This is a genomic window from Brachybacterium phenoliresistens (genome assembly GCF_000576425.1).
In the GTDB taxonomy this organism is placed as follows: domain Bacteria; phylum Actinomycetota; class Actinomycetes; order Actinomycetales; family Dermabacteraceae; genus Brachybacterium; species Brachybacterium phenoliresistens.
The window spans coordinates 1-19,830 of sequence record NZ_KK070009.1; the positions used below are offsets into that span (position 1 = coordinate 1).

The following is a 19,830-nucleotide window of genomic DNA, read 5'->3' on the forward strand; positions in this document are numbered from 1 at the left end:
CCCGCCGTAGATGCACCGGCCCAGGTGCTCGGCGAAGTGCCCGTAGACGTGACGGTTGATGGTGGGGCCGGGAAGGTCGAGGTCGACGACGACGCGGGCGGGTGCGGGGGACGACATGGAGAGGCCTCTCTGGACGACGGTGTGGGGAGGTCGGTGCGGCGGCTCGCGCGCGGGCCGCCGGCGCGGCCGCACGGGCGGTGCGCCGACACGATGTGCAACGTTGTAGAAGCCTAGGCGTCCGGCGGGCGCACGGCAAGGCCGTGCCGCACCTCACCGTAGTGCGGGATCAGGCGCGCCCAACTCTGCACAGTCCCTGGACACATGCTGTGACCTGCTGGAACGGTGATCCGCGGAGGAACCGGCCGCCGCTCGGACGGGCCGGCCCGCCTCCGGCCCGCCCGCCGACGGGCCCTCCCCGTCGAGGTGCCGTCATGACCGAAGGACCGACGTGCCCGCTGCGCTCCTCCGCCGCCTCCTGCTCTGCCTGGCGGTCGCCTCCCCCGCGCTCGTCCTGCGCATCACGGGGCTCGCCCCGCATCCCGTGCTCGACCTGGTGGTCTTCGGAGCGGCCGTGGTCGCCGCCTCCTTCGTCCTGGCCTGGGCGGCGGAGGCCGCGCAGAAGGACATCTCCGGCGCCCTCGCGATCGCCATCCTGGCCCTGATCGCCGTGCTGCCGGAGTACGCGGTGGACCTCTACTACGCCTTCCGCTCCGGCTCCGACCCGGCATACGAGCAGTTCGCCGCCGCCAACATGACCGGCTCGAACCGTCTGCTGCTGGGGCTGGGCTGGCCGCTGGTGGCGCTGGTCGCGCTCGGGGCGGCCCGCCGCGCCGCCGGAGCCTCCCGCGGCGGCGGGAACTCCCGTGGCGGCGGGGCCTCCCGCGGCGGCGCCGGCATCGGGCGCGGACCCGCGTTCCTGCAGCTTCCCGCGGCCAGCCGCCTGGACCTCGGCTTCCTCGCGATCCTCGCCGTGGTCGCCTTCGCGATCCCGCTGATGGGCCGGATCCCCGTGTGGTTCGGCATCGCGCTGATCGCGGTCTTCATCGCCTACCTGTGGCGTGCGGGCCAGGCGCCCGACGACGGCGAGGAGGAGTTCGTCGGCGCCGCCGCGCTCATCGTGGAGCTGCCGCGCCGCTCCCGCCGCGCCACCGTGATCGGGCTGTTCGTCGCCTCGGCCGCGGTGATCCTCGCCAGCGCGGAGCCCTTCGCGGACGCCCTGGTCGCCTCGGGCACGAGCCTCGGCATCGACAGCTACATGCTCGTGCAGTGGCTCGCACCGCTGGCCTCGGAGGCGCCGGAGTTCATCATCGCGATCCTCTTCGCCCTGCGCGGGCTGGGAGCCGCGGCGATCACGACGCTCATCGCCTCCAAGATCAACCAGTGGAGCCTGCTGGTGGGCTCGCTGCCGCTGGCGCATCTCGCGGGCGGCGGCGGCACGGACCTGGGCCTGGATGCCCGCCAGGTCGAGGAGTTCGTCCTCACCGCGACGCAGACGGTGATGGGCGTGGCGATCCTGCTGGCCCTGCGGTTCCACCGGGCCAGCGCGATCGCCCTGCTGACGCTGTTCGCCCTGCAGTTCGCCGTGACCGGCACGGAGGGCCGCTACATCCTCAGCGCCGTGCAGGTCGTCGTCGCCGCCTGGTTCCTCGGCGCCCACCGCCACGAGATCCTGCCGACGCTGGCCGCCCCGTTCCGCCGCCCCGCGGCCGATGCCGACCCCGCGCCGCAGGACCGGGTCCCCGCGCCGATCGCCTGAGGCGGCCGGTCAGCCCTCGCGCCCGAACACGAACCAGGTGCCGCCGTCCGCCCCGTACTGGGCGCTGCCGAACCAGGTGCCCGGGACGCTCTCGTCCTCGGCGTCCGCGGACTCCGCCGTGCAGCGGGCGAAGCGGTGGTCCTCGCTGAGCGCGCAGTCGGTCTCCACCGAGAACTCCGGGTCCCCGTCCCGGTGCTGGCTCATCTGCAGGCCCCAGACCAGGGCGTGCTCGGCGTCCTCGCCGGTGAGCTCGTCCATCTCCGGATGCTCGGCGGCCACGGGGCCCCAGACGACCGGCGCGCCCGCGGGGAAGCTCGTGCGCTCGGGCAGCGCGTCGATCCTCCCGCCGATCTGCGTGAGCTGCAGCGGATGCTCGAACAGGCCGGTCACGACCGAGACCCGCACGGGGATCTGCTGCCCGTTGCCGGCGGTCCCCACGCATGTCGCGGGCTCCCCGCCCAGCTCCGTGCCCGTCTCGCACACGAGGTCGTAGACGAGGCCGAAGTACTCCAGCTCCCCCGCATCGCCGAGGACGGCGGCCCCCTCGGCGTCCAGGGCGGTGCTGCCGTCGTACAGCACGCGGGCGATCACCATCTCGGTCGCCTCGCCCTCCGCGGGCGGAAGACCCGGGGTGCCGAGGAGCGTCCCCTCCCAGCCCACCGGCACGGCGACCGGCTGCGCCGGATCCTCGCCCCCGGTCGGCCCGCCCGGGTCGGCCGGATCGGCCGGATCGGCCGGATCGGCCGGGTCGGCCGGGTCGGCCGGTCCGCCCGGGTCCTCGCCCGGATCCTGCGTCGGCCCGCAGCCGACCAGCCCTGCGCCGCACAGCGCGACGGCCGCCCCCACGGCCGCCGCGCGTCGCCCCCACCCGTTTCCTGACCTGCTCGTACCCATGATTCCCCCTTGTGGACGTGACCCGCACCACCCCGATGCGATGGCGCGACTTTACGAATCCTTGACCATTACAGGGAAGCGTCTTTGCATTTCCTCCTGCGGGTCTTCACAGGTCCTTCACACGAGGGAGTCGGGCTCCGGGCGCCTGGCTCTGGACCCCGGACGGTGGGACCGGGCTCCGGACGGAGGGGGCGGACGCCGGAGAGGGGGACGCGGCGTCAGCCGCGGGCGTGCTCGTCGGGGGCGATGCGCATGGCCTCGGCCGCCACCAGGGAGAGGTCCAGCTCCCGATGCTCCGCCTCCACGTCCCAGGAGACGGCCAGCACGCCGGCGGCCTCGGAGCGGGCGTCCACGTGGAGGTGCGTGCCCAGGCCGATGCCGCGGGCGTCGAGGTAGCGCAGCAGACCCGGGTCCCGGTCGGAGATCCGGGCGATGTGGCCGCACCGGCCCTCGCCGAGGTCGCTGAGGCGACCGGCATCGGGGCGGGCGACGCTGCCGTCCGGCGCGGGGATCGGGTCGCCGTGCGGGTCGGTGCGCGGATGGCCGAGATCGGCATCCATGCGTGCCAGCAGGCGGTCGGAGATGGAGTGCTCGAGCTGGTCGGCCTCCTCGTGCACCTCGTCCCAGCCGTAGCCGAGCCGCGCGACGAGGTAGGTCTCCAGCAGGCGGTGCCGACGCACCATGCGCACGGCCTCGGCACGACCCTGCGCGCTGAGCTCGATCGCGCCGTAGGGCTCGTACTCGATGAGCCCGTCACGGGCCAGCCGCTTGAGGTTGCCGGAGACCGAGGACGGGGTCACCGAGAGCATCTCGGCGATCTCGCTGGTGGTGATGGAACCGCCGTCCCACTCCTGGGCTCCCCAGATGACCTTGAGGTAGTCCTGGACCATCGTGCTCGGTCGATCGGCAGGCATGCCTCGATGGTACCCAGGCGGCCCGCCCCCGGCGACAGCCGTTCGCCGCGCACCCGCGCGAGGACCGCCCGCCCGGCCCCGGTGCGCGGTACTCTGCCCCGTGGCCCTGCCCCGCACCTCCTGACCGCGCCGTGGGCCCCGGCGCAGAGGACCGCATCCGATGTCGCACGCACCCTCCCCCGCACGCCCGTCGGCCCTGCTGGCCATGAGCCGGGGCCTGCCCGCGCAGCTGATGACCCCGGCGCAGCGCGCGCGGCTCGAGGAGCTGGTGGACCTGCTGCGGCCCGATGCGGTCGCGGACCTCGCCGACGTCCCGCCGGCGGAGCTCGCACGCGTCGAGATCCTCGTGACCGGCTGGGGCGCCCCGCGCGTGGACGCCGCGGCGCTCGCGCGGATGCCGCGCCTGCGCGCCGTCGTGCACACCGCCGGGTCCACGCAGCATGTGCTCGGCCCGGAGGCCTGGGATCGGGAGGGCTTCGTGGCGACCACCGCGGCGCAGGCCAACGCCGTGCCGGTGGCCGAGTACTCCCTCGCCCAGATCCTGCTGGCCGGCAAGCACCGCCTGGCCCGCGCCGCCGAGCACCGCCGCGGCCGCGGCACGACCGCCGCCTGGCGCACCGACACCGGCGGCGGGAACTACGGCGCCGTCGTCGGCCTGATCGGCGCCTCGCGGATCGGCCGGCTGGTCGCCGAGCTGCTGCGCCCCTTCGACCTGCAGGTGCTCATCGCCGACCCGTACGTCACCGCAGAGGACGCCGCGGCGCTCGGCGCCGAGCACGTCACGCTGCCCGAGCTGTTCTCCCGCAGCGACGTGGTCAGCCTGCACGCCCCGGACGTCCCCTCCACCCGCGGCATGATCACGCGCGAGCTGCTGGCCCGCATGCCCGACGGCGCGACCTTCATCAACACCGCGCGCCCGGCCCTGGTGGACGAGGACGCCCTGCGCGAGGAGCTGGTCTCCGGCCGCATCAGCGCCGTGCTCGACGTGCACGACGCGCTCGGCCCCGAGGACCCGCTGTGGGACGTGCCGACGGTGGAGATCACCCCGCACATCGCGGGATCGCTCGGCAACGAGCTGCACCGCATGGCGCAGATGGCCCTGGAGGACCTCGCCCGCATCGTGGACGGCCGGCCCCCGCGGCATCCGGTGGACCCGGAGCTCCGAGCGATCACCGCCTGACCAGGCCCGACGCGCCGTCCCCTCGGCTACCTCCCGGCAGAGCGACCCCCGCGGCAGGGGTCCTGACGGGGGCATCGGCCGGTGAGCCCCGGCACAGCGGCAGGACAGATAGGGCAGGGAAGGCTACCCTTCCTCCGATGTCCCTCGTCCCCCTCGAGAAGTGAGAACGATGACCGGCGTGCCGACCGTGAAGGTCTCCTCCGCCCTGGCCGCCGTGGCCCTCGCCGCCCTGATGCTCACAGGATGCGGCGCCTCAGAGGTGATCGAGGAGCCGACCGCGGCCGCCCAGGCCGAAGGGACCACCCAGTACCCGCTCACGATCGAGAACTGCGGGCGCGAGGTCACCGTCGAGAGCGCCCCCGCCCGCGTGGTCTCCCTCGACCAGAACTCCACGGAGATCCTGCTGTCCCTGGGGCTGCAGGACCGCGTCGTCGGCACCGCCTCCTGGACCGACCCGATCCTCGAGGACCTCGCCGACGAGAACGCGGACGTCCCGCGCCTGGCCGACAACGCCCCCACCTACGAGGTGCTGCTGGGCGCCGATCCCGACTTCGTGACCGCCTCCTTCGGGCGCCACTACAACCAGGAGGGCGGCGTCGTCACCCGCGACCGGCTCGCGGAGACGGGCATCGGCTCGTACCTCTCCCCCACCGACTGCGAGGGCGCGATGAGCATCAACGGCGGCGGCACCCGCACCGTGCCGCTGACCGTCGACCCGCTCTACCAGGAGATCCGCGACATGGCCGCGATCTTCGACGTCCCCGAGCGCGGGGAGCAGCTCATCGCGCAGCTCGAGGAGCACCGCACCGCCGCCCTCGAGGGCGTGGACCTCGGCGGCGCCCGGGTCATGTTCTGGTTCGCCGACACCCGCACCCCGTACATCGCCGGCGGCTTCGGAGCCCCCTCGTACCTGGCCGACCAGACCGGCATGGTGAACGTCTACGCGGACGTCCCCGACGACTGGCCCGCCGTGGGCTGGGAGTCCGTGGTCGAGCAGGGCCCGCAGATCCTCGTGCTCGGCGACCTGCAGCGCGACCGCTTCCCCGGCGACAAGCTCGAGGACAAGATCGCCTTCCTCGAGGACGACCCGCTGACCAGCACCCTGCCCGCGGTCCGCAACGGCTGCTACATCGCCCTGCACGGCGCGGAGATGAACCCCAGCATCCGCTTCGTCGACGGGCTCGAGAAGATCCAGGCCTGGGCCCGCGAGTCCGGCGATTGCGCCTCCGGTGCCCGCTGACCTCGCCGCCCGCCGCCCCGTCCGCGCGGCGGCCCCGTCCCTCGAGCACCCCTCCGGCCGCGGGCGGCGCATCGCGCTGATGGCAGGACTGCTGGTCGCGGGCGTGCTCGTGTTCCTCGCCTCGGTGGGCACCGCCATCACGCTGGGGCCGGCCGATGTCTCCCTGGTCAACGTCCGCGACGTCGTCACCAACCACCTGGGGCTGACGCAGATCCCGGTGCGCGTCTCCGAGGACGCGATCGTCTGGCAGGAGCGCCTGCCGCGCGCCCTGGTCGCCGCCTCCTGCGGTGCGGGGCTGGGACTGTGCGGGGCGATCCTGCAGTCCCTGCTGCGCAATCCGCTGGCGGACCCGTTCATCCTCGGCGTCTCCTCCGGGGCCTCGACCGGCGCCGTCCTCGTCGGGGTGCTGGGACTCGGCGGCGCGGCCGTGGGCCTCTCCGGCGGGGCGTTCGTGGGGGCGCTGCTCGCCTTCGGCTTCGTGCTGCTGCTGGCGCGCTACTCCGGCGCCGGCACCGGCAGCATCGTGCTGGCGGGCGTGGCCGGCACCCAGCTGTTCTCGGCGCTGACCTCCCTGGTGATCTTCGCCTTCGCGGACTCCGACGAGACCCGCGGGGTGATGTTCTGGCTGCTGGGTTCCCTGGAGGGCATGCGCTGGGACGACGTGCGGCTCACGGCGGCGGTCGCCGCCCTGGGCACCGGGATCGCCCTGTGCTTCCTGCGGGCCCTGGACGCCTTCGCCTTCGGCGAGGACGTCGCCGCCTCCCTGGGCATCCACGTCACCCGCACCCGGGTCATCCTGCTGGTGCTGACCGCCCTGCTCACGGCGGCGCTGGTGAGTGTCGCCGGGGCGATCGGCTTCGTGGGCCTCGTCCTGCCGCATGCCGCGCGCCTCATGTTCGGCCAGCGCCACTCCCGGATCATCCCGGCCACGGCCGTGCTCGGCGCGATCTTCATGGTCTGGGTGGACGCCGCCTCGCGGGTGGCCTTCGCCCCCACCCCGCTGCCGGTGGGCGTGGGCACGGCGCTGGTCGGCGTGCCGGTGTTCGTGCTGCTGCTGGTGCGCCGCGGGAGGCGCGCATGAGCCTGCACGCGGACCGGGTCTCGTGGCGCCGCGGCGGGGCGCTCGTGGTCGACGGGGTCACCCTCGCCCCGCAGCCCGGCCAGACCGTCGGCCTGCTGGGCCCCAACGGCTCGGGCAAGTCTTCGCTGCTGCGCCTGCTGCAGGGCGTCTCCCGGCCGGATGCGGGCACGGTCCTCCTGGACGACGAGCCCATCCAGGCGCAGGGCCGGCGCGCCGTGGCCCGCCGGGTCGCCGCCGTCACCCAGCACGCCGAGACCGACACCGACATCACCGTGCACGACGTGGTGCGCCTGGGCCGCACCCCGCACCGCAGCCTCTTCGGCGGCGGCTCCGCGGCCGATGAGACCGCGATCCGTGCCGCCCTGGACCGCGTGGGCCTCACGGACAAGGCCGATCGCCTGTGGCGCACCCTCTCCGGCGGCGAGCGCCAGCGCGCCCACATCGCCCGCGCCCTCGCCCAGGAGCCGCGCGAGCTGCTGCTGGACGAGCCCACCAACCACCTCGACATCCGCCACCAGCTGGACCTGCTGCACCTGGTCTCGACCCTCGAGGTGACGAGCATCGTCGCGATCCACGACCTGAACCTCGCGGCGATGTTCTGCGACGCGGTGCTGGTCCTGGACCGGGGCCGCGCCGTCGCGGCCGGTACCCCGGCGCAGGTGCTCACCCCGCAGCTGATCCGCGAGGTCTACGAGGTCGAGGCCGAGGTCACCCACGACCCGGCGACCGGCCGGGTGGCGGTGTCCTACCTGGTCCCGGCCCGCTGACCGACCCTGCCCTCAGGCGATCGCGGCCGAGAGCTCCTCGACGATGCGGGCGGCGGCGCCCGCGGCATCGACCTGCCCGCACACGGACACGGCGAGAACCAGGAACGGCCATTTCCGTACTTCATCGGTCGCGATGTCCGTTCCTGCCTTAGCGTGGTCGACATCCCGGACACCCAGGACCCCCGCAGTTCCGCGCAGGCACACCGCCGTCGCCGCGCCGCCGTCACGGCACCGTCCACCCTCGCCGTGCCGCCGCGCTGCCGCCTCCGCGCGGAGCCGGCCTCCCGCGCACTGCGCGGGCCCCATGGAAGGACACCGATGCATCCCCCGCCCTCCTCGCGCCTGCCCCGCGCGCGTCACGAGCACCTGCTGCGGGAGCTGCAGCTCCGCGGCAGCGTGCGCGCCTCGACGATCGCCGAGGAGCTCGGCGTCAACGAGGTGACGATCCGCCGGGACATCATCCAGCTCGAGAAGGACGGTCGCCTGGCCCGGGTCCACGGCGGGGCGATCTCGGTCGAGGCGACGACCCGCCCTGACCCGGCGCGCACGCTGGTGGGCCTGGTCCTGCCCGGTTCCGGCTCCCACTTCCCCGACGTGGTGCACGGGGCGGAGGCCGCGGCGGCAGGTCTGCACGCCCGGATGGTGCTGGCGACCACCGGCTACCGCGCGGCCGCCGAGCGGCGCCATGTCGAGCGGCTGGTGGAGATCGGGGTCGAGGGCCTGATCATCGCTCCCACCCTGCGGGACCGCAGCGTGGCGGACCTGGTGGCCGCCCTCGCCGCCATACCGGTGCCCCTCGTCGTCCTCGAGCGCAGCCTCGAGTCGTCCACCGCGCTGGCCGGCTACGACTGGGTCCGCACCGACCAGGCCCGCGGCGCGCTGCTGGGGCTCGAGCACCTGGCCGAGCGCGGACATCGGCGCATCGGCCTCGCCCTGCTGGACCGCACCCCTGCCGCCCCGTCGATCCGCGAAGGCTACGCCCAGGCCGTCGCCCGGCTGGGGCTCGAGGAGGCACCGGTGCGCTCCCTACCCAAGGACGACGGTGGCGTCCATGATCCCGCCGATGCCGCGCTGGAGGAGTTCCTGGAGTCCTGCCTCGCGCAGGGGACGCGCGCCGCCCTGGTCCACACCGACGTCCATGCCGCCCGACTGGTGGAGATCGCGCTCGACCAGGGCGTGCGGGTCCCTGCGGACCTCGCGGTCATCGCCTACGACGACGAGTTCGCGCAGCTGGGGATCGTGCCGTTGACCGCGATCTCCCCGCCGGGACGCGAGATCGGCCGGCTGGCGATGCAGACCCTGTTCGACCGTCTGCGGACGGAGGACCCCGACGACATGCCGCCGCGGCACGTCCATGTCGTGCCGCGGCTCATGGTGCGCCGCTCCAGCGGCGAGATCCCCGACGCCAGGGCGGCGATGGCCGACTGAGAGGTCATGGCCGACCAGGACGATGCCCTGCCGCAGGGACGACGAAGCGGGGCACCCGCCGACGGACGGATGCCCCGCTCCACCTCGCCCTCGTGCCAGGGCGGCCCTCCTGTCAGTCCAGGGCGTCCCCGACCAGGGCCAGGCACGCGATCACGGCCAGACCGAACTGGGCGCTCGCGTTCGTCGAGAGACGGCCTTCGTCGACGGGGTTCAGGACGGCGGGCCCCTCGATGCGCTGCGTGCCGAAATCGTGGTCGTCGGGGTATCCCGCGTGGCCGGTGCGCAGCTCCTGCCAGGCCCGCTCGGCGAGCTGCGGATCCTCCAGTTGGACCGAGGCGTAGGCGGTGGCCCGCGAGTACGCCTGGCGCAGATTGAGGTTGCCCCAGGACGCGCCGGTCGCCTCCTTCTGCTCGTCCTTGCTCGCGTTGTACAGGCGGCAGAACTCCGTCCACTTCGCCCGGACGGCGTCGTCGTCCAGCAGGTCGACGATCTCGGTCATCACCTCGATCAGTCCGAAGACCGAGCTGAGCGAGCCCACCGAGACGGACTTCTCCGTCTGGGGTGCGAAGGTGCCGGTGTCCAGGTCATACCGGACATCGCCCTGCACCCAGCCGTTGGGCAGGGCGGCGATCGAGGTCACGGAGTTGATGAGCTTGGTCCGTGCGATCTCCTCGCCGCCGCGCTCCCATTCGGCGAGCCAGGCCCCGGCGATCGAGCCCCAGTCCGTGGTCTGCCCCAGGGACAGCGCATTGCGGTCGGGCTCGTACGGCTCGGTGCGGATCTTCCTGATGGGATCCAGGGTCATGAAGGTCTCGTCGCTGTCGATGAGCTCATGCAGCAGGTCGCCGGTGCGTTCATCGGCTGTGAGGAAGTAGTGGATGCGGCGGTAGTTCGCGTTGGAGATGCGGACCTGCTTGGCGCTGTCGCCCCAGTGCAGGATCCCGTGGCGGGTGCCGAGGCCCTTCCACTGGCCCAGGTGGTACTGGTCGACCTCGCCGGTGTGGCGGCTCATGGCCTCGGCGAAGCGGAATGCGGCGGCGTCGCCCGTGCGCAGGTAGTGGTACCAGAGCCACAGGTCCGTGGACAGCTCGGAGTTGTCCCAGGCGTAGCCGCCCACGTCGTAGCGCCACTGGTGGCGGTCGTCGTCGTAGGAGTGCATGACGTCGCCGTAGTCCCAGAAGCCGTACCAGCTGCGCTGCTCGACCTGGTTCAGGTGATAGGAGTGGATGGCGGCGAGCCGGTCCTCCCAGACCTCCCGCTGCGGGGTGGAGCGGTCCACCGGGGACCAGGATCCGAAGACCCCGGCGGCGCTGTTGTGCGCGGGCGGGCTCGCCAGCAGCGGCGGGGTCGCGTTCGCCTCGGCGAGATCCGCGAAGGTCTCCGCGCCGGGGGTGCCGCCCAGGGCCCAGAACATGAGCTCGCTGGTCCTGGCGACGCCGACAGGGGTGTCGAAGCCAGGCTCGTAGTCCTCGTAGGTGATCTCGAGGGCGTCGAGCTGCTCCGGATAGGTGTCCTGCCCCATGCCGTCGTGGTACGGGCGCAGATCCATCGGCCCGGCGTGCGGGGAGTACATCCAGACCGTCGCCGTCGCCGCGTCGGAGGCGGCCCCGGCGATCTGCAGCTCCGTGGGATGCAGCTGCCAGAAGTTCCGCAGGCCGAAGGCGAGGCCTCCGCCGGGACCGCCCACGTATCCGAGACCGGCCGCGCGGGTGCCGCCGTCCACCCGGATCCAGGACTGTCCCGGGGCGGTGCGCTTGCGGATCTCGAAGCCGTGGGCGGTGAGCTGGCGCAGGCTGTACTCGCCCCAGGCAGGGATCCAGTGCAGCCGCGACGTCACCCGCTGGTCCCAGGTCGAGGGATCCGGGGTCGCGGCGCCTTCGACCTGTGCGGTGCGGGCCGCATCTCCCGGGTCGCGGCGAAGGCCGGTGATGCCGCGCACCGCCTCGCCCAGCACGCCGCGGTCGGCGCCGGCCAGTCGCACGTGCCGGTCGTGGAGCTCGCCGCGCATCGGCACCGTGAAGGCGACGCCGAGGCTGGCGAGGTGCTCCTTGTGCACGTCGCCGTCGTAGATGAAGGTGTGGACCAGGCGCACGGCGTCGGATCCGGCGAAGAGCGAGAAGCGCAGGGTGAAGGGCAGCCACGCCGTCCCGTCGCGCCCGTGCGTGCCGGTGACCTTCACGACGGCGCGCACCGGCCCGTTCTGCTCGACGGTCACCGACTCGACGGCGCTCTGGAAGGTCCTCGTCCTGATCGCAGCGGTGGTCTCCCCGGCGATCCCGTTCTGGGAGGAGCCCACCAGGACTCCCTCCTTCGCGATCACCGTGTCGCCGCGGGTGATGCTGGTCAGGACGTGGCGGCCGCCGGAGCGGAACTCTGCCGTGATCACGCCGGTGTCCACCATGACGCGACCGCCCTCCTCGCGGACGCTCACCTCCGACTCCGGGGCGGCAGGGGTGCCGGGGGCGAGGGAGTAGCTCTCGGCCGATGGCGCGGACTGCGAGATCGCGTGTCCGCTCCACTTCAGGGTGCCGTCGGGCCAGTAGCCCAGCGGCCATGTCTGCACCGGCACATCGGCGCCATCGTCCGCGGTCAACGAGAACTCCTGCTCCGCCGCGAGGGCGCCGCGGGGCCAGGGGACGCCCCAGGTGGTGCCGCCGGCGAGGACGGCCGGGGCGCCGCCCTCGATCCAGTGCAGCGGGACGGGCCCGGCGACGGCGGGATCGGCCGGCTCGAGCGGGGCCGCGGGCCGGGCCGGGGCGGCGGCTGCGGTGCCGACGACCTGCGCGGCGCCAGCAGCAACGGCGGCCGAGGCCACGAATGTACGACGGGAGAGGTGAACCACGATGTTCCTCCTGGGAGACGACCTACGGTGGGCGTTCGCCGTGGACACTAGGCGCACGGCATCCGCTGGCCCCCGGAACGGACAGGAACGGACACGGGCGCGGAGACCTGGATGAGGGCAGCGCGGATCGCCACCGGATCACCGCTGCACGGAGATGTCCGGGGCCCGGGAGCGTGACCCGCTCCTGGGGACGCCCCTGCGGGCAGGGAGGCCCCTCAGGGCAGGTAGAAGTACTGCGGCAGGATCTCCTTCTCCCCCGCCGCACCGTCCGGGCCGGGGGCGAAGTACTCGGCCATGGCGGCCTCCCAGCGCGGGGCCACGTCCGCGCGGCCGATGGCCTCCTGCGCGGCGTCGACGTCATCGGCCTCGAAATAGCCGACGACCAGGCCGTCCTCGGCGCGCAGGAACAGCGAGTAGTTGCGCCAGCCGGCGGCGGTGAGCGCCTCGCGCATCTCCTCCCACACGTGCTGGTGGGCCTCGACATACTCGGGCAGCTTCTCGGGGCGCACGTGGAGCAGGAAGCAGCAGCGGCCGGCGCTGCGGGCCTCGGTGGTCTCCAGCAGGCGGGCGAGGTCGGGGGCGGTCATCAGGACTCCTTCGTCGAGGTCAGGGCGGGCACGGCGGTCGCCTCGGGCTCGGCGGCCGCATCGGACTCGGCGGCCGCATCGGACACGCGGGCCGCATCGGGCTCGGCGGGCTCGGCGGTCGCCTCGGGCACGGCGCTCTCGGGGAGATCATCGCCGATCAGGGCGAGGTTCGCGATCGCGGCCAGGCCGTACTGGGCGGCATCGTTCGTGGAGACGAAGGCGGCCTCGTCCACCGGCTCGAGGACGCCGGGGCCGTCGATCCGCCGCAGCCGCCAGTCCTCCTGGGCGACCAGGGAGTTCCCGTTGAGCTGGTCGTCGAGCCCGCCGTGGAAGGCGTCCCAGGCGCGGCGCGCCAGCGCCGTGTCCCCCTCGTCCGCGGCGACCACGGCCAGGAGACGGCTGTAGGCGGGCACCAGGGAGATCCCCTGCAGCGGCGCGCCGAAGCGCTCCGTCTGCTGCTCCGGGGTGGCGAGGTAGAAGCGGCAGTACTCGTGCCAGGCGGCGGTGAAGCCCTCGTCCTCGAGGAGGTCGGTGAGCTCGGCGATGATCTCCACCATCCCGAACACGGCGGCGAGATGCGAGACCTGCACCCGGTCGCGGTCCACGGCGAAGCGCCGCGCGTCCAGGTCCCACAGCGCCTCGCCGGTGAAGAACCCCTGGGGCAGGCGACCGATGCCGGACATCGCCGCCCGCAGCTTCTCGTGCGCGGCCGCGTCCCCGTGCCGCTCCCAGGCCGTCAGCCAGGCGCCCAGCAGGGCGCCGAGGTCCGTGCCCAGCCCGATCGCGAGGGCACGGCGGTCCGGGGCGTACACGTCGGAGCGGACCTTGCGGGTCGCGTCCACCCGCAGCAGCGCCTCCTCGGAGGAGGCGACCTCGTCCAGCAGCTCGCCGGTGCGCTCATCGGCCGTCAGATAGTAGAAGTGGCGGCGGTACACGGCGCTGGAGACCCGCAGCTGCTTGGCGCTGCACCCGAAGTGCTGCACGTTGTGCCGGGTGCCCAGCCCCGCGAAACGGCCCACGTGGTACTGATCGACCTCCCCGGTGTGGCGGGTCATCGCCTCGGCCAGGCGGTACGCGCCGGCGTCGCCGCTGCGCAGGAAGTCCGTCCACAGCCACAGGTCCGGGGACAGCTCGGAGTTGTCCCAGGCGTAACCGCCCACGTCATAGCGCCACTGGTGGCGGTCCGGATCATAGGTGTGCATGACGTCGCCGTAGTCCCAGAACCCGTACCAGCGGCGCTGCTCCACCTGGCCGCGGTAGAACTCGCGCAGGAAGTCCAGGCGGTCCTCGATGCGGGCGCGCTGCGGCGTGGAGCGGTCCACCACGTCCCAGGTCCCCAGCACCCGCGCGGCGCGCAGCCGCGACGGGGGCACGCACAGCTGCGGGGGCAGGGACGTCGCCGCCGCCAGCTCGGCCAGGTGATCGGCCGAGGGGGTCGCGGCGAAGGCGTCGATGCTCAGCTCATGGGTGCGGGCGATGCCGCGGGCGTCGCCGAAGCCGGGCTCGTAGTCCTCGTAGGTGATCTCGAGGGCGTCCAGCTGGTCGGCGAACGTCTCCTGCCCCAGGCCGTCGTGGTAGAACCGCAGGTCCATCGGCTCCGCGCTCGGGGCGTACATCCACGCGGTGACCTCGGCAAGGTCGCCGCGGGCGCCGGCGACGTCCAGCTGCGTGGGCACGAGCCTCCAGAAGTCCCGCAGCCCCAGGCCGATGCCGCCCTGCACGTCGCCGAGGTACGCGTAGCCGCGGCTGCGGGTACCGCCGCCCGCCGGGATCCAGGGCCGGTCGGCGGCGGTGCGCTTGGCGACGCCGTACCCGTCGGCGGTGATCTGGCGCAGCGTCCACGCGTCCCAGGCCGGGACGTGGTGCAGGCGCCGGGAGACCTCCGGCGCCCAGCTGCCCTGCGGCGGGGTGGGCCGCCCGGCGATCTGCGCGGCGCGGACCTCCGCCCCCGGATCGCGGCGCAGGCCGGTGACGCCCTGCACGGCCTCTGTGAGGAAGCCGCCCTCGCTGCCGGCCAGGCGCACATGGCGGTCGGGCAGGGCGGCCCGCATCGGCACCTGCAGGCGCAGGCCCAGGGCGGTGAGGAACAGCCGCTCGGGGTCGGCGTCCCAGATGATCGTGTGGACCGCCCGCAGCCGGGTCGAGCCGGCGGTCGCGTACAGGCGCAGCACGAACGGCAGCACCTGCTCGCCGTCGACCTCGTGGTGCCCCTCGAGCCGCAGCACGGCCTGCACGGCCCCGGACCGCTCGACGCGGATGCCGGTGGTGCGGACCGTGTGCTCGCGGCGCGGCGCCTGCGGCTGCGCGCTCGCGGCCGAGCTCGCGACGATCCGCCCGGCGACGCCGACCTCGCGGCCGTCGACCACCAGGCGGCGGATCGGGGCGTCCTCGCCGGGGGCGACCTCGAGCCGCAGGACCCCCGTGTCGACGACGATCGCGCCGTCCTCCTCGAGCACGCGCACGCTCCCCGGGCGCTCCGCCCCGGGCTCGTCCCCGCCGCCGTCGGCGGCGAGGACGAGCTCGCGCTGCTCCGCTCCCCCGGCCAGCGCCGCATGCCCGGTCCACTTCACCGAGCCGTCGGGCCAGCGGGCCGTCACCCACGTGTCCACGTCGGTGCCGCTGCCCTCGCCGGGGCCGCGCAGCTGCATCGGCGCGGCCTCAACGAGGACTCCGCGCGGCCACGGCACACCCCACTGGATCGGGACGGGCACGTCACCGGGAGCGGAGTCGATCCAGGTCAGCGGGGTGGCGGGAAGGGCGGACGGCATCGAGAACCTCTTCGGGACGAGAACCAGGCGGTGGGGACGGGGGCTGCGGGCGGGGAGGCGACGGGCGGTCGCCCGGGGGAGGACGGTCAGCGCACCGGCTGCGCCCCCTGCGCGGGAGTGGTGTACCGCAGCGACGGCGCCGCCGGGGTCTCCATGCCCTCGCCCAGGAAGTAGCTGGTGTGCGGGGGTTGGTTGTAGGAGGTGTGCTGCCAGGCGATCGCGAGGCGGTACTGCGAGTCCGACAGCAGGGTGCGCAGGCGGTGCTCGGTGACGTCGGTGGTGGTGTAGATCCGCAGCGCCGAGGAGTCCTCGGTGCGGTAGATCAGCTCCTCGCGCCAGTCGCCGAGCAGGTCGGCCTGCAGGGCCGGGTTGCCCTTGGTGTCGTTGTTGGTCACGGTGCCCTCGGCGCGGAGGATCTCCACGGCCTGGCCGGACTCCGGGTCCCACTTCGCGATGGTCGGCACGCCGGTGCGGGGGCCGGAGTCGAACTCGTGGTCGACGATCTCGCTGAGCAGGTCGCCGTCCCACAGGGCCACGAAGTTCGCGGCCGGGATCTCGGTGCCGAGCTCCTCGCCGGAGGCCGCCCGCAGCGACCCGACCGGCGAGTTCCACTCGGCGCTGTAGCCGACGTTCCAGCCCTCGGCGCCCGGGGAGGACGGGTCGATGTCGGCCATCGCCCCGCGCCCGGTGTCCTTGTTCGCCGGGACGCTCCACAGCACCTCGCCGGTGGCGGCGTCGCGGAAGGTGGAGCCGAGGTTGCCGCTCGCGCTCATCGACTCGTGCACGGAGAACACCTCGAGCCCAGGGCGGGAGGGGTCGAAGTCGCCCACGTGCTGGGCGTCGCCGTGGCCGAGCCCGGTGGTGTACAGGCCGGTGCCGTCGTCGTCGATGGTCGCCGAGCCGTAGACGATCTCGTCCTTCTGGTCGCCGTCGACGTCGGCGGTGATCATGCCGTGGTTGCCCTGGCCCGCGTAGCCGCCGTTGCCCGGGTCGTCGGAGTCGAACAGCCAGCGCTCGGAGAGGTGCTGCCCGTCGAAGTCGACGGCCCAGAGGGTGGCGCGGGTGTAGTAGCCGCGGCCGAACACGGCGGTGGGGTGCTCGCCGTCGAGGTAGGCGGTGGCGGAGGTGAAGCGGTCCACCCGGTTGCCGTAGCCGTCGCCCCAGTCCGAGACGTTCCCGCGGGGGACGCCGTAGTCGATGGTGTCGATCGCGGCGCCGGTGCGCCCGTCGAAGACGGTGAGGAACTCCGGCCCGTCCAGCACCCGGCCCTCGCTGTTGCGCCAGTCCGCATCCGGGTCGCCGATCACGGTGCCCTCGCCGTCGACCGTGCCGTCGGCCGTCTTGACGATCATCTCGGCCCGGCCGTCGGAGTCGAAGTCGTACAGCTGCGGCTGGGAGTAGTGGGCACCGGCGCGGATGTTCACGCCCATGTCGATGCGCCACAGCTTCGTGCCGTCCAGCTCGTAGGCGTCGAAGTACACGTTCCCGGTCACGCCGGAGCGGGAGTTGTCCTGCGAGTTCGTCGGGTCCCACTTCACGACCAGCTCGAGCTCGCCGTCGGCGTCGACGTCCGCGGTCATGGTGTCGTTGGCGCGGTAGGACTGCTGCGTCCCGTCCGCGGCGGTGAAGTCCGCCGGCCGGTCCAGGGGCACGTCGAGGTACTGCTGGGCCCACGGGGAGAACTCCTCGCTCGCCCAGACGAGGCTGCGGCTGCTGGCCCCGTTCTGGATGGCCACGCGGTAGACGGAGTCCGCCGTGCCCTCGGCGTCCAGCAGGTTCGTGGAACCGGTGATGGGCGTGTCGGTGATCCGCTCGCCGTCGCGGAAGATCACGAAGCCCGTGGTCATCGGCTCGTGCCCGAGCAGGCGCCAGGACAGGAACACGCCGTCCTCGGTGACGGCGGCGACGGCTCCGCGGTCCAGCCGCTCGGCGTCGCGCGCGAGGGTCGCGGTGCCGGCGGTCTCGGCGGGGGCGGTCTCGGCCGATGCCGGCGCCGCGGACTCCACGAGGCCGATGCCGGCCGTGCCGAGCGCGAGCGGGAGGGCCAGCAGCAGGGCCGCGGGGCGGCGCAGCATGCGGGACCAGGGAGAGCAGTCGGGGACGGCGGGCGAGGAGGGGGTGGTGCTCGGGTGCATCGTTGCTCCGATCATCGAGGGGTGGGGTGTCGGGAGGGGTGGACGAGGGGACACGGACGGGGTCGGGGGCGGCGTCCGCAGCCGCAGGGACGGGCGTAGGGACCGGGCGGGCCGCGCCGCCGGGCGGGCCGGTCCGGTCACGCCGGCGTGATGGTCAGGCCGTTGAGGTGGCCGGTCCGTCCGCCGATGCCGAGGACCAGCTGCCCGCCGACGACCTGCGCGGGCAGGACGACCTCGCGGGAGCCCGAGTCGACCGCGACGGTGACCGTCCCGCCGCCGGCAGGCGTCAGCTCGGTGCGGGCCGAGCCGAGGGCGTCGCCGACGGTCGCGACCAGGGTGTAGGCGCCGTCGGCGAGGTCGACGACGAACTCGTAGGGGGCGTCGAAGCGGGCCACGAAGTCCCGGGCGACGGCGCCGCCGGCCTCCTCGCCGCGGTCGCGGGAGATCGCGCCCTCGGCGCCGCGCAGGCCGTGGCCCAGCGCCGCGTCGTACCGCGTCGTCTCGCTCACCCGGGTCCAGCCCTCGGCGAGCGGGGCATCGGCCGGGCCCAGGTCGAACCGGGCGATGGCCTCGGCGGTCGCGGTCCGCAGCCCCGGGCCGAGCTCGCCCTCGCCGTGCTCGTTGGCCGCGCTGACGCGGATCTCGTGCTCGGTCGCCTCGGCGAGGCCCCGGGCCTGGAAGCTCGTGCCGGCGGTCGCGCCGACGAACACGGGCTCCTCCCCGACCGGGGCGAGGTGCACCCGGTAGACGTCGGCATCGGCCGCAGCCGGCCAGCTCAGCTCCAGGGTCGAGGCCGAGGCGCCGGTCGCCTCGACGCCGCCGACCGGGTCGGGCACGCCGGCCGAGGCGTGCAGCGCCATCCGGTCGGAGATCGGCAGGTCGAGCGCGGCGACGTCGCGGGCCACGAGGCGGGCCATCTGGATCGCCCCGTACTCCTGGAAGTGGGTGTTGTCGGTGACGCCCGCCGGCCGGTTCGGGTAGATGCCCGGGGCGGCATGCAGGAACACGTCCGTCGCCGCGTCCGGGCCGATGCCGTCGAGGAAGGCCCGGCTGCTCGCGGACAGGTCCACCAGCGGCGCCCCCATCTCCTGCGCGATCGAGATCGCCGCCTCGACGTACTCGGGGAAGCTCACCCGGAACAGCCCGGTCTCCGCGTCGTAGTCGCGCCGGCTCACCGGGGTCACCACGATCGCCTCGCCGCCGCGCTGACGGGTGCCCTCGATGTACAGCCGCAGGTACTCGCGGTAGTCCGCCGGCGGGGTGTAGCGCTCGGGCCGGTTCCACGAGGCGTCGTTGTGCCCGAACTGCACCAGCACGACGTCCCCGGGGCGGATCAGGCGCAGCACCTCGTCCAGCCGGCCCTGCTCGAGGAAGCTGCGCGAGGAGCGGCCGCCGATGGACCGGTTGTCCACCGCCAGGCCCGCCGTGGTGAAGCGGTCGAAGAACTGGCCCCAGCCCGCCTGCGGCATCCAGTACGGGTCGTACGTCTGCATCGTCGAATCGCCCAGGAGGAACGCGGTGGGCCGGCCGCCCCGCTGCCGCGGGGCCAGCGGGGTGATCACCAGGGAGCTCAGGTGCGCGGCCGTGCCGCCGATCTCGAGGGCGAGCTGCTCGCTGACATGCGCCAGCTCGAAGGACAGCTCGAGGATCTCGCCCTGCGCGGCGGCGGTCGGGGCGATCTTCGCGATCTGCGCGGCCGTCACGGCGATGTCCGCGGTCCCGTCCGGGTCGCCGGCGGTGAGCTCGAGGCGGTAGTCGCCCGGGGCGAGGTCGACCAGCAGGGTCGCGCCGTGCGCGGTCACGAAGTCGCCGCGCAGCGGGTCCTTCCCGCCGCGGTCGGCCTCGGCGAGACCGGCGACGTCCGCGAAGCCGAAGCCGCGCTCGGCACTGTACGCGGTCTGCGCGGTGACCTGCTGGAAGCCCGGGGCGACCGCGCCGGGGCCGAAGTCCAGGCGCAGGGCGGTGCCGCCGCCGCGGGTCGGGCCGTCCGCCGCCGCCGGGGCGGCGACCATCGCCCCGAGCGAGGCGACGCCCATGCCGAGCAGCACGGACCGGCGGCCGGGGCGGGGGTGGGACGAGGAGGAGGAGGAGGAGGGGGTCAGGGACGTCATCGTCGATGCTCCTGGGATGGGTGGGGTGGGGGGTCCGCCGCGGCCCGGGGTGAAGCTGACGGTGTCCGGGCCGCGGCGGGGATGTCCAGGCCCTGCTCCGCCCCCATCACGAAACGGGGCAGGACCT

At 73.9% G+C, this 19,830-nt stretch carries 13 protein-coding genes and 1 pseudogene; 6 read left to right on the forward strand and 8 right to left on the reverse strand.

Features of this window, described 5'->3' with window-relative positions; all coding sequences use genetic code 11:
• Nucleotides 1–90: pseudogene (locus BF93_RS19450) on the reverse strand (alpha-L-arabinofuranosidase); the annotation flags it as partial.
• 358 nt (nt 91–448) lie between these two features.
• Here BF93_RS19450 and BF93_RS17600 point away from each other — a divergent pair.
• Entirely contained in the window at nt 449–1,756 is a 1,308-nt protein-coding gene (locus BF93_RS17600) for a sodium:proton exchanger (protein ID WP_038374470.1), read from the forward strand.
• 9 nt (nt 1,757–1,765) lie between these two features.
• Here the strand turns inward: BF93_RS17600 and BF93_RS17605 are convergent, their stop codons facing one another.
• Both BF93_RS17605 and BF93_RS17610 read right to left on the reverse strand, forming a co-directional pair.
• Complete coding sequence (locus BF93_RS17605; protein WP_156954198.1) at nt 1,766–2,650, reverse strand: hypothetical protein; 885 nt, start codon at nt 2,648–2,650, stop codon at nt 1,766–1,768.
• A gap of 218 nt (nt 2,651–2,868) precedes the next feature.
• Nucleotides 2,869–3,564 (reverse strand): metal-dependent transcriptional regulator, encoded by a 696-nt coding sequence (locus tag BF93_RS17610; RefSeq protein ID WP_038374473.1) that lies wholly within the window; start codon nt 3,562–3,564, stop codon nt 2,869–2,871.
• Nucleotides 3,565–3,724: 160 nt separating this feature from the next.
• On the opposite strand from BF93_RS17610, the gene BF93_RS17615 reads away from it, so the two are divergent.
• From BF93_RS17615 to BF93_RS17640, 5 genes are all read left to right on the forward strand, one after another.
• Nucleotides 3,725–4,744 (forward strand): hydroxyacid dehydrogenase, encoded by a 1,020-nt coding sequence (locus BF93_RS17615; protein ID WP_038374474.1) that lies wholly within the window; start codon nt 3,725–3,727, stop codon nt 4,742–4,744.
• Between the two features lie 169 nt (nt 4,745–4,913).
• Nucleotides 4,914–5,984 (forward strand): ABC transporter substrate-binding protein, encoded by a 1,071-nt coding sequence (locus BF93_RS17620; protein ID WP_198025487.1) that lies wholly within the window; start codon nt 4,914–4,916, stop codon nt 5,982–5,984.
• 79 nt (nt 5,985–6,063) lie between these two features.
• Entirely contained in the window at nt 6,064–7,065 is a 1,002-nt protein-coding gene (locus BF93_RS17625; protein WP_051487167.1) for a FecCD family ABC transporter permease, read from the forward strand.
• The gene (locus tag BF93_RS17630; RefSeq protein WP_038374475.1) at nt 7,062–7,832 is read left to right on the forward strand and encodes an ABC transporter ATP-binding protein; all 771 of its coding nucleotides are present in this window, start codon (nt 7,062–7,064) and stop codon (nt 7,830–7,832) included. Before BF93_RS17625 ends, BF93_RS17630 begins: the two co-directional genes overlap by 4 nt.
• A 318-nt stretch (nt 7,833–8,150) precedes the next feature.
• Nucleotides 8,151–9,260, forward strand: a complete 1,110-nt coding sequence (locus BF93_RS17640; protein WP_051487163.1) for a substrate-binding domain-containing protein — start codon at nt 8,151–8,153, stop codon at nt 9,258–9,260.
• 112 nt (nt 9,261–9,372) lie between these two features.
• On the opposite strand, the gene BF93_RS17645 is transcribed toward BF93_RS17640, so the two are convergent.
• From BF93_RS17645 to BF93_RS17670, 5 genes are all read right to left on the reverse strand, one after another.
• On the reverse strand, nt 9,373–12,102 hold the full coding sequence (locus tag BF93_RS17645) for an exo-rhamnogalacturonan lyase family protein (protein WP_038374477.1): 2,730 nt from the start codon (nt 12,100–12,102) through the stop codon (nt 9,373–9,375).
• A gap of 215 nt (nt 12,103–12,317) precedes the next feature.
• Nucleotides 12,318–12,689 (reverse strand): L-rhamnose mutarotase, encoded by a 372-nt coding sequence (locus BF93_RS17650; RefSeq protein ID WP_038374479.1) that lies wholly within the window; start codon nt 12,687–12,689, stop codon nt 12,318–12,320.
• Nucleotides 12,689–15,457 (reverse strand): exo-rhamnogalacturonan lyase family protein, encoded by a 2,769-nt coding sequence (locus BF93_RS17655; protein WP_198025488.1) that lies wholly within the window; start codon nt 15,455–15,457, stop codon nt 12,689–12,691. The genes BF93_RS17650 and BF93_RS17655 overlap by 1 nt, the downstream gene beginning before the upstream one ends.
• 86 nt (nt 15,458–15,543) lie before the next feature.
• Nucleotides 15,544–17,592 carry a rhamnogalacturonan lyase gene (locus tag BF93_RS17660; RefSeq protein ID WP_156954199.1) on the reverse strand — a complete coding sequence of 683 codons (2,049 nt, stop codon included), beginning with the start codon at nt 17,590–17,592 and terminating at the stop codon, nt 15,544–15,546.
• 137 nt (nt 17,593–17,729) lie between these two features.
• Nucleotides 17,730–19,703, reverse strand: coding sequence for a GDSL-type esterase/lipase family protein (locus BF93_RS17670; protein ID WP_051487165.1), 1,974 nt, complete (start codon nt 19,701–19,703; stop codon nt 17,730–17,732).
• Between the last annotated feature and the right edge of the window lie 127 nt (nt 19,704–19,830).

Excerpts from the sequence above, each read along its gene's own strand:
- BF93_RS17605 (WP_156954198.1), bottom strand. The coding sequence starts at position 2,650 with ATGGGTACGAGCAGGTCAGGAAACGGGTGGGGGCGACGCGCGGCGGCC.
- BF93_RS17610 (WP_038374473.1), bottom strand. The coding sequence starts at position 3,564 with ATGCCTGCCGATCGACCGAGCACGATGGTCCAGGACTACCTCAAGGTC.
- BF93_RS17615 (WP_038374474.1), top strand. The coding sequence starts at position 3,725 with ATGTCGCACGCACCCTCCCCCGCACGCCCGTCGGCCCTGCTGGCCATG.
- BF93_RS17620 (WP_198025487.1), top strand. The coding sequence starts at position 4,914 with ATGACCGGCGTGCCGACCGTGAAGGTCTCCTCCGCCCTGGCCGCCGTG.
- BF93_RS17625 (WP_051487167.1), top strand. The coding sequence starts at position 6,064 with ATGGCAGGACTGCTGGTCGCGGGCGTGCTCGTGTTCCTCGCCTCGGTG.
- BF93_RS17630 (WP_038374475.1), top strand. The coding sequence starts at position 7,062 with ATGAGCCTGCACGCGGACCGGGTCTCGTGGCGCCGCGGCGGGGCGCTC.
- BF93_RS17640 (WP_051487163.1), top strand. The coding sequence starts at position 8,151 with ATGCATCCCCCGCCCTCCTCGCGCCTGCCCCGCGCGCGTCACGAGCAC.
- BF93_RS17650 (WP_038374479.1), bottom strand. The coding sequence starts at position 12,689 with ATGACCGCCCCCGACCTCGCCCGCCTGCTGGAGACCACCGAGGCCCGC.
- BF93_RS17655 (WP_198025488.1), bottom strand. The coding sequence starts at position 15,457 with ATGCCGTCCGCCCTTCCCGCCACCCCGCTGACCTGGATCGACTCCGCT.
- BF93_RS17660 (WP_156954199.1), bottom strand. The coding sequence starts at position 17,592 with ATGCACCCGAGCACCACCCCCTCCTCGCCCGCCGTCCCCGACTGCTCT.
- BF93_RS17670 (WP_051487165.1), bottom strand. The coding sequence starts at position 19,703 with ATGACGTCCCTGACCCCCTCCTCCTCCTCCTCCTCGTCCCACCCCCGC.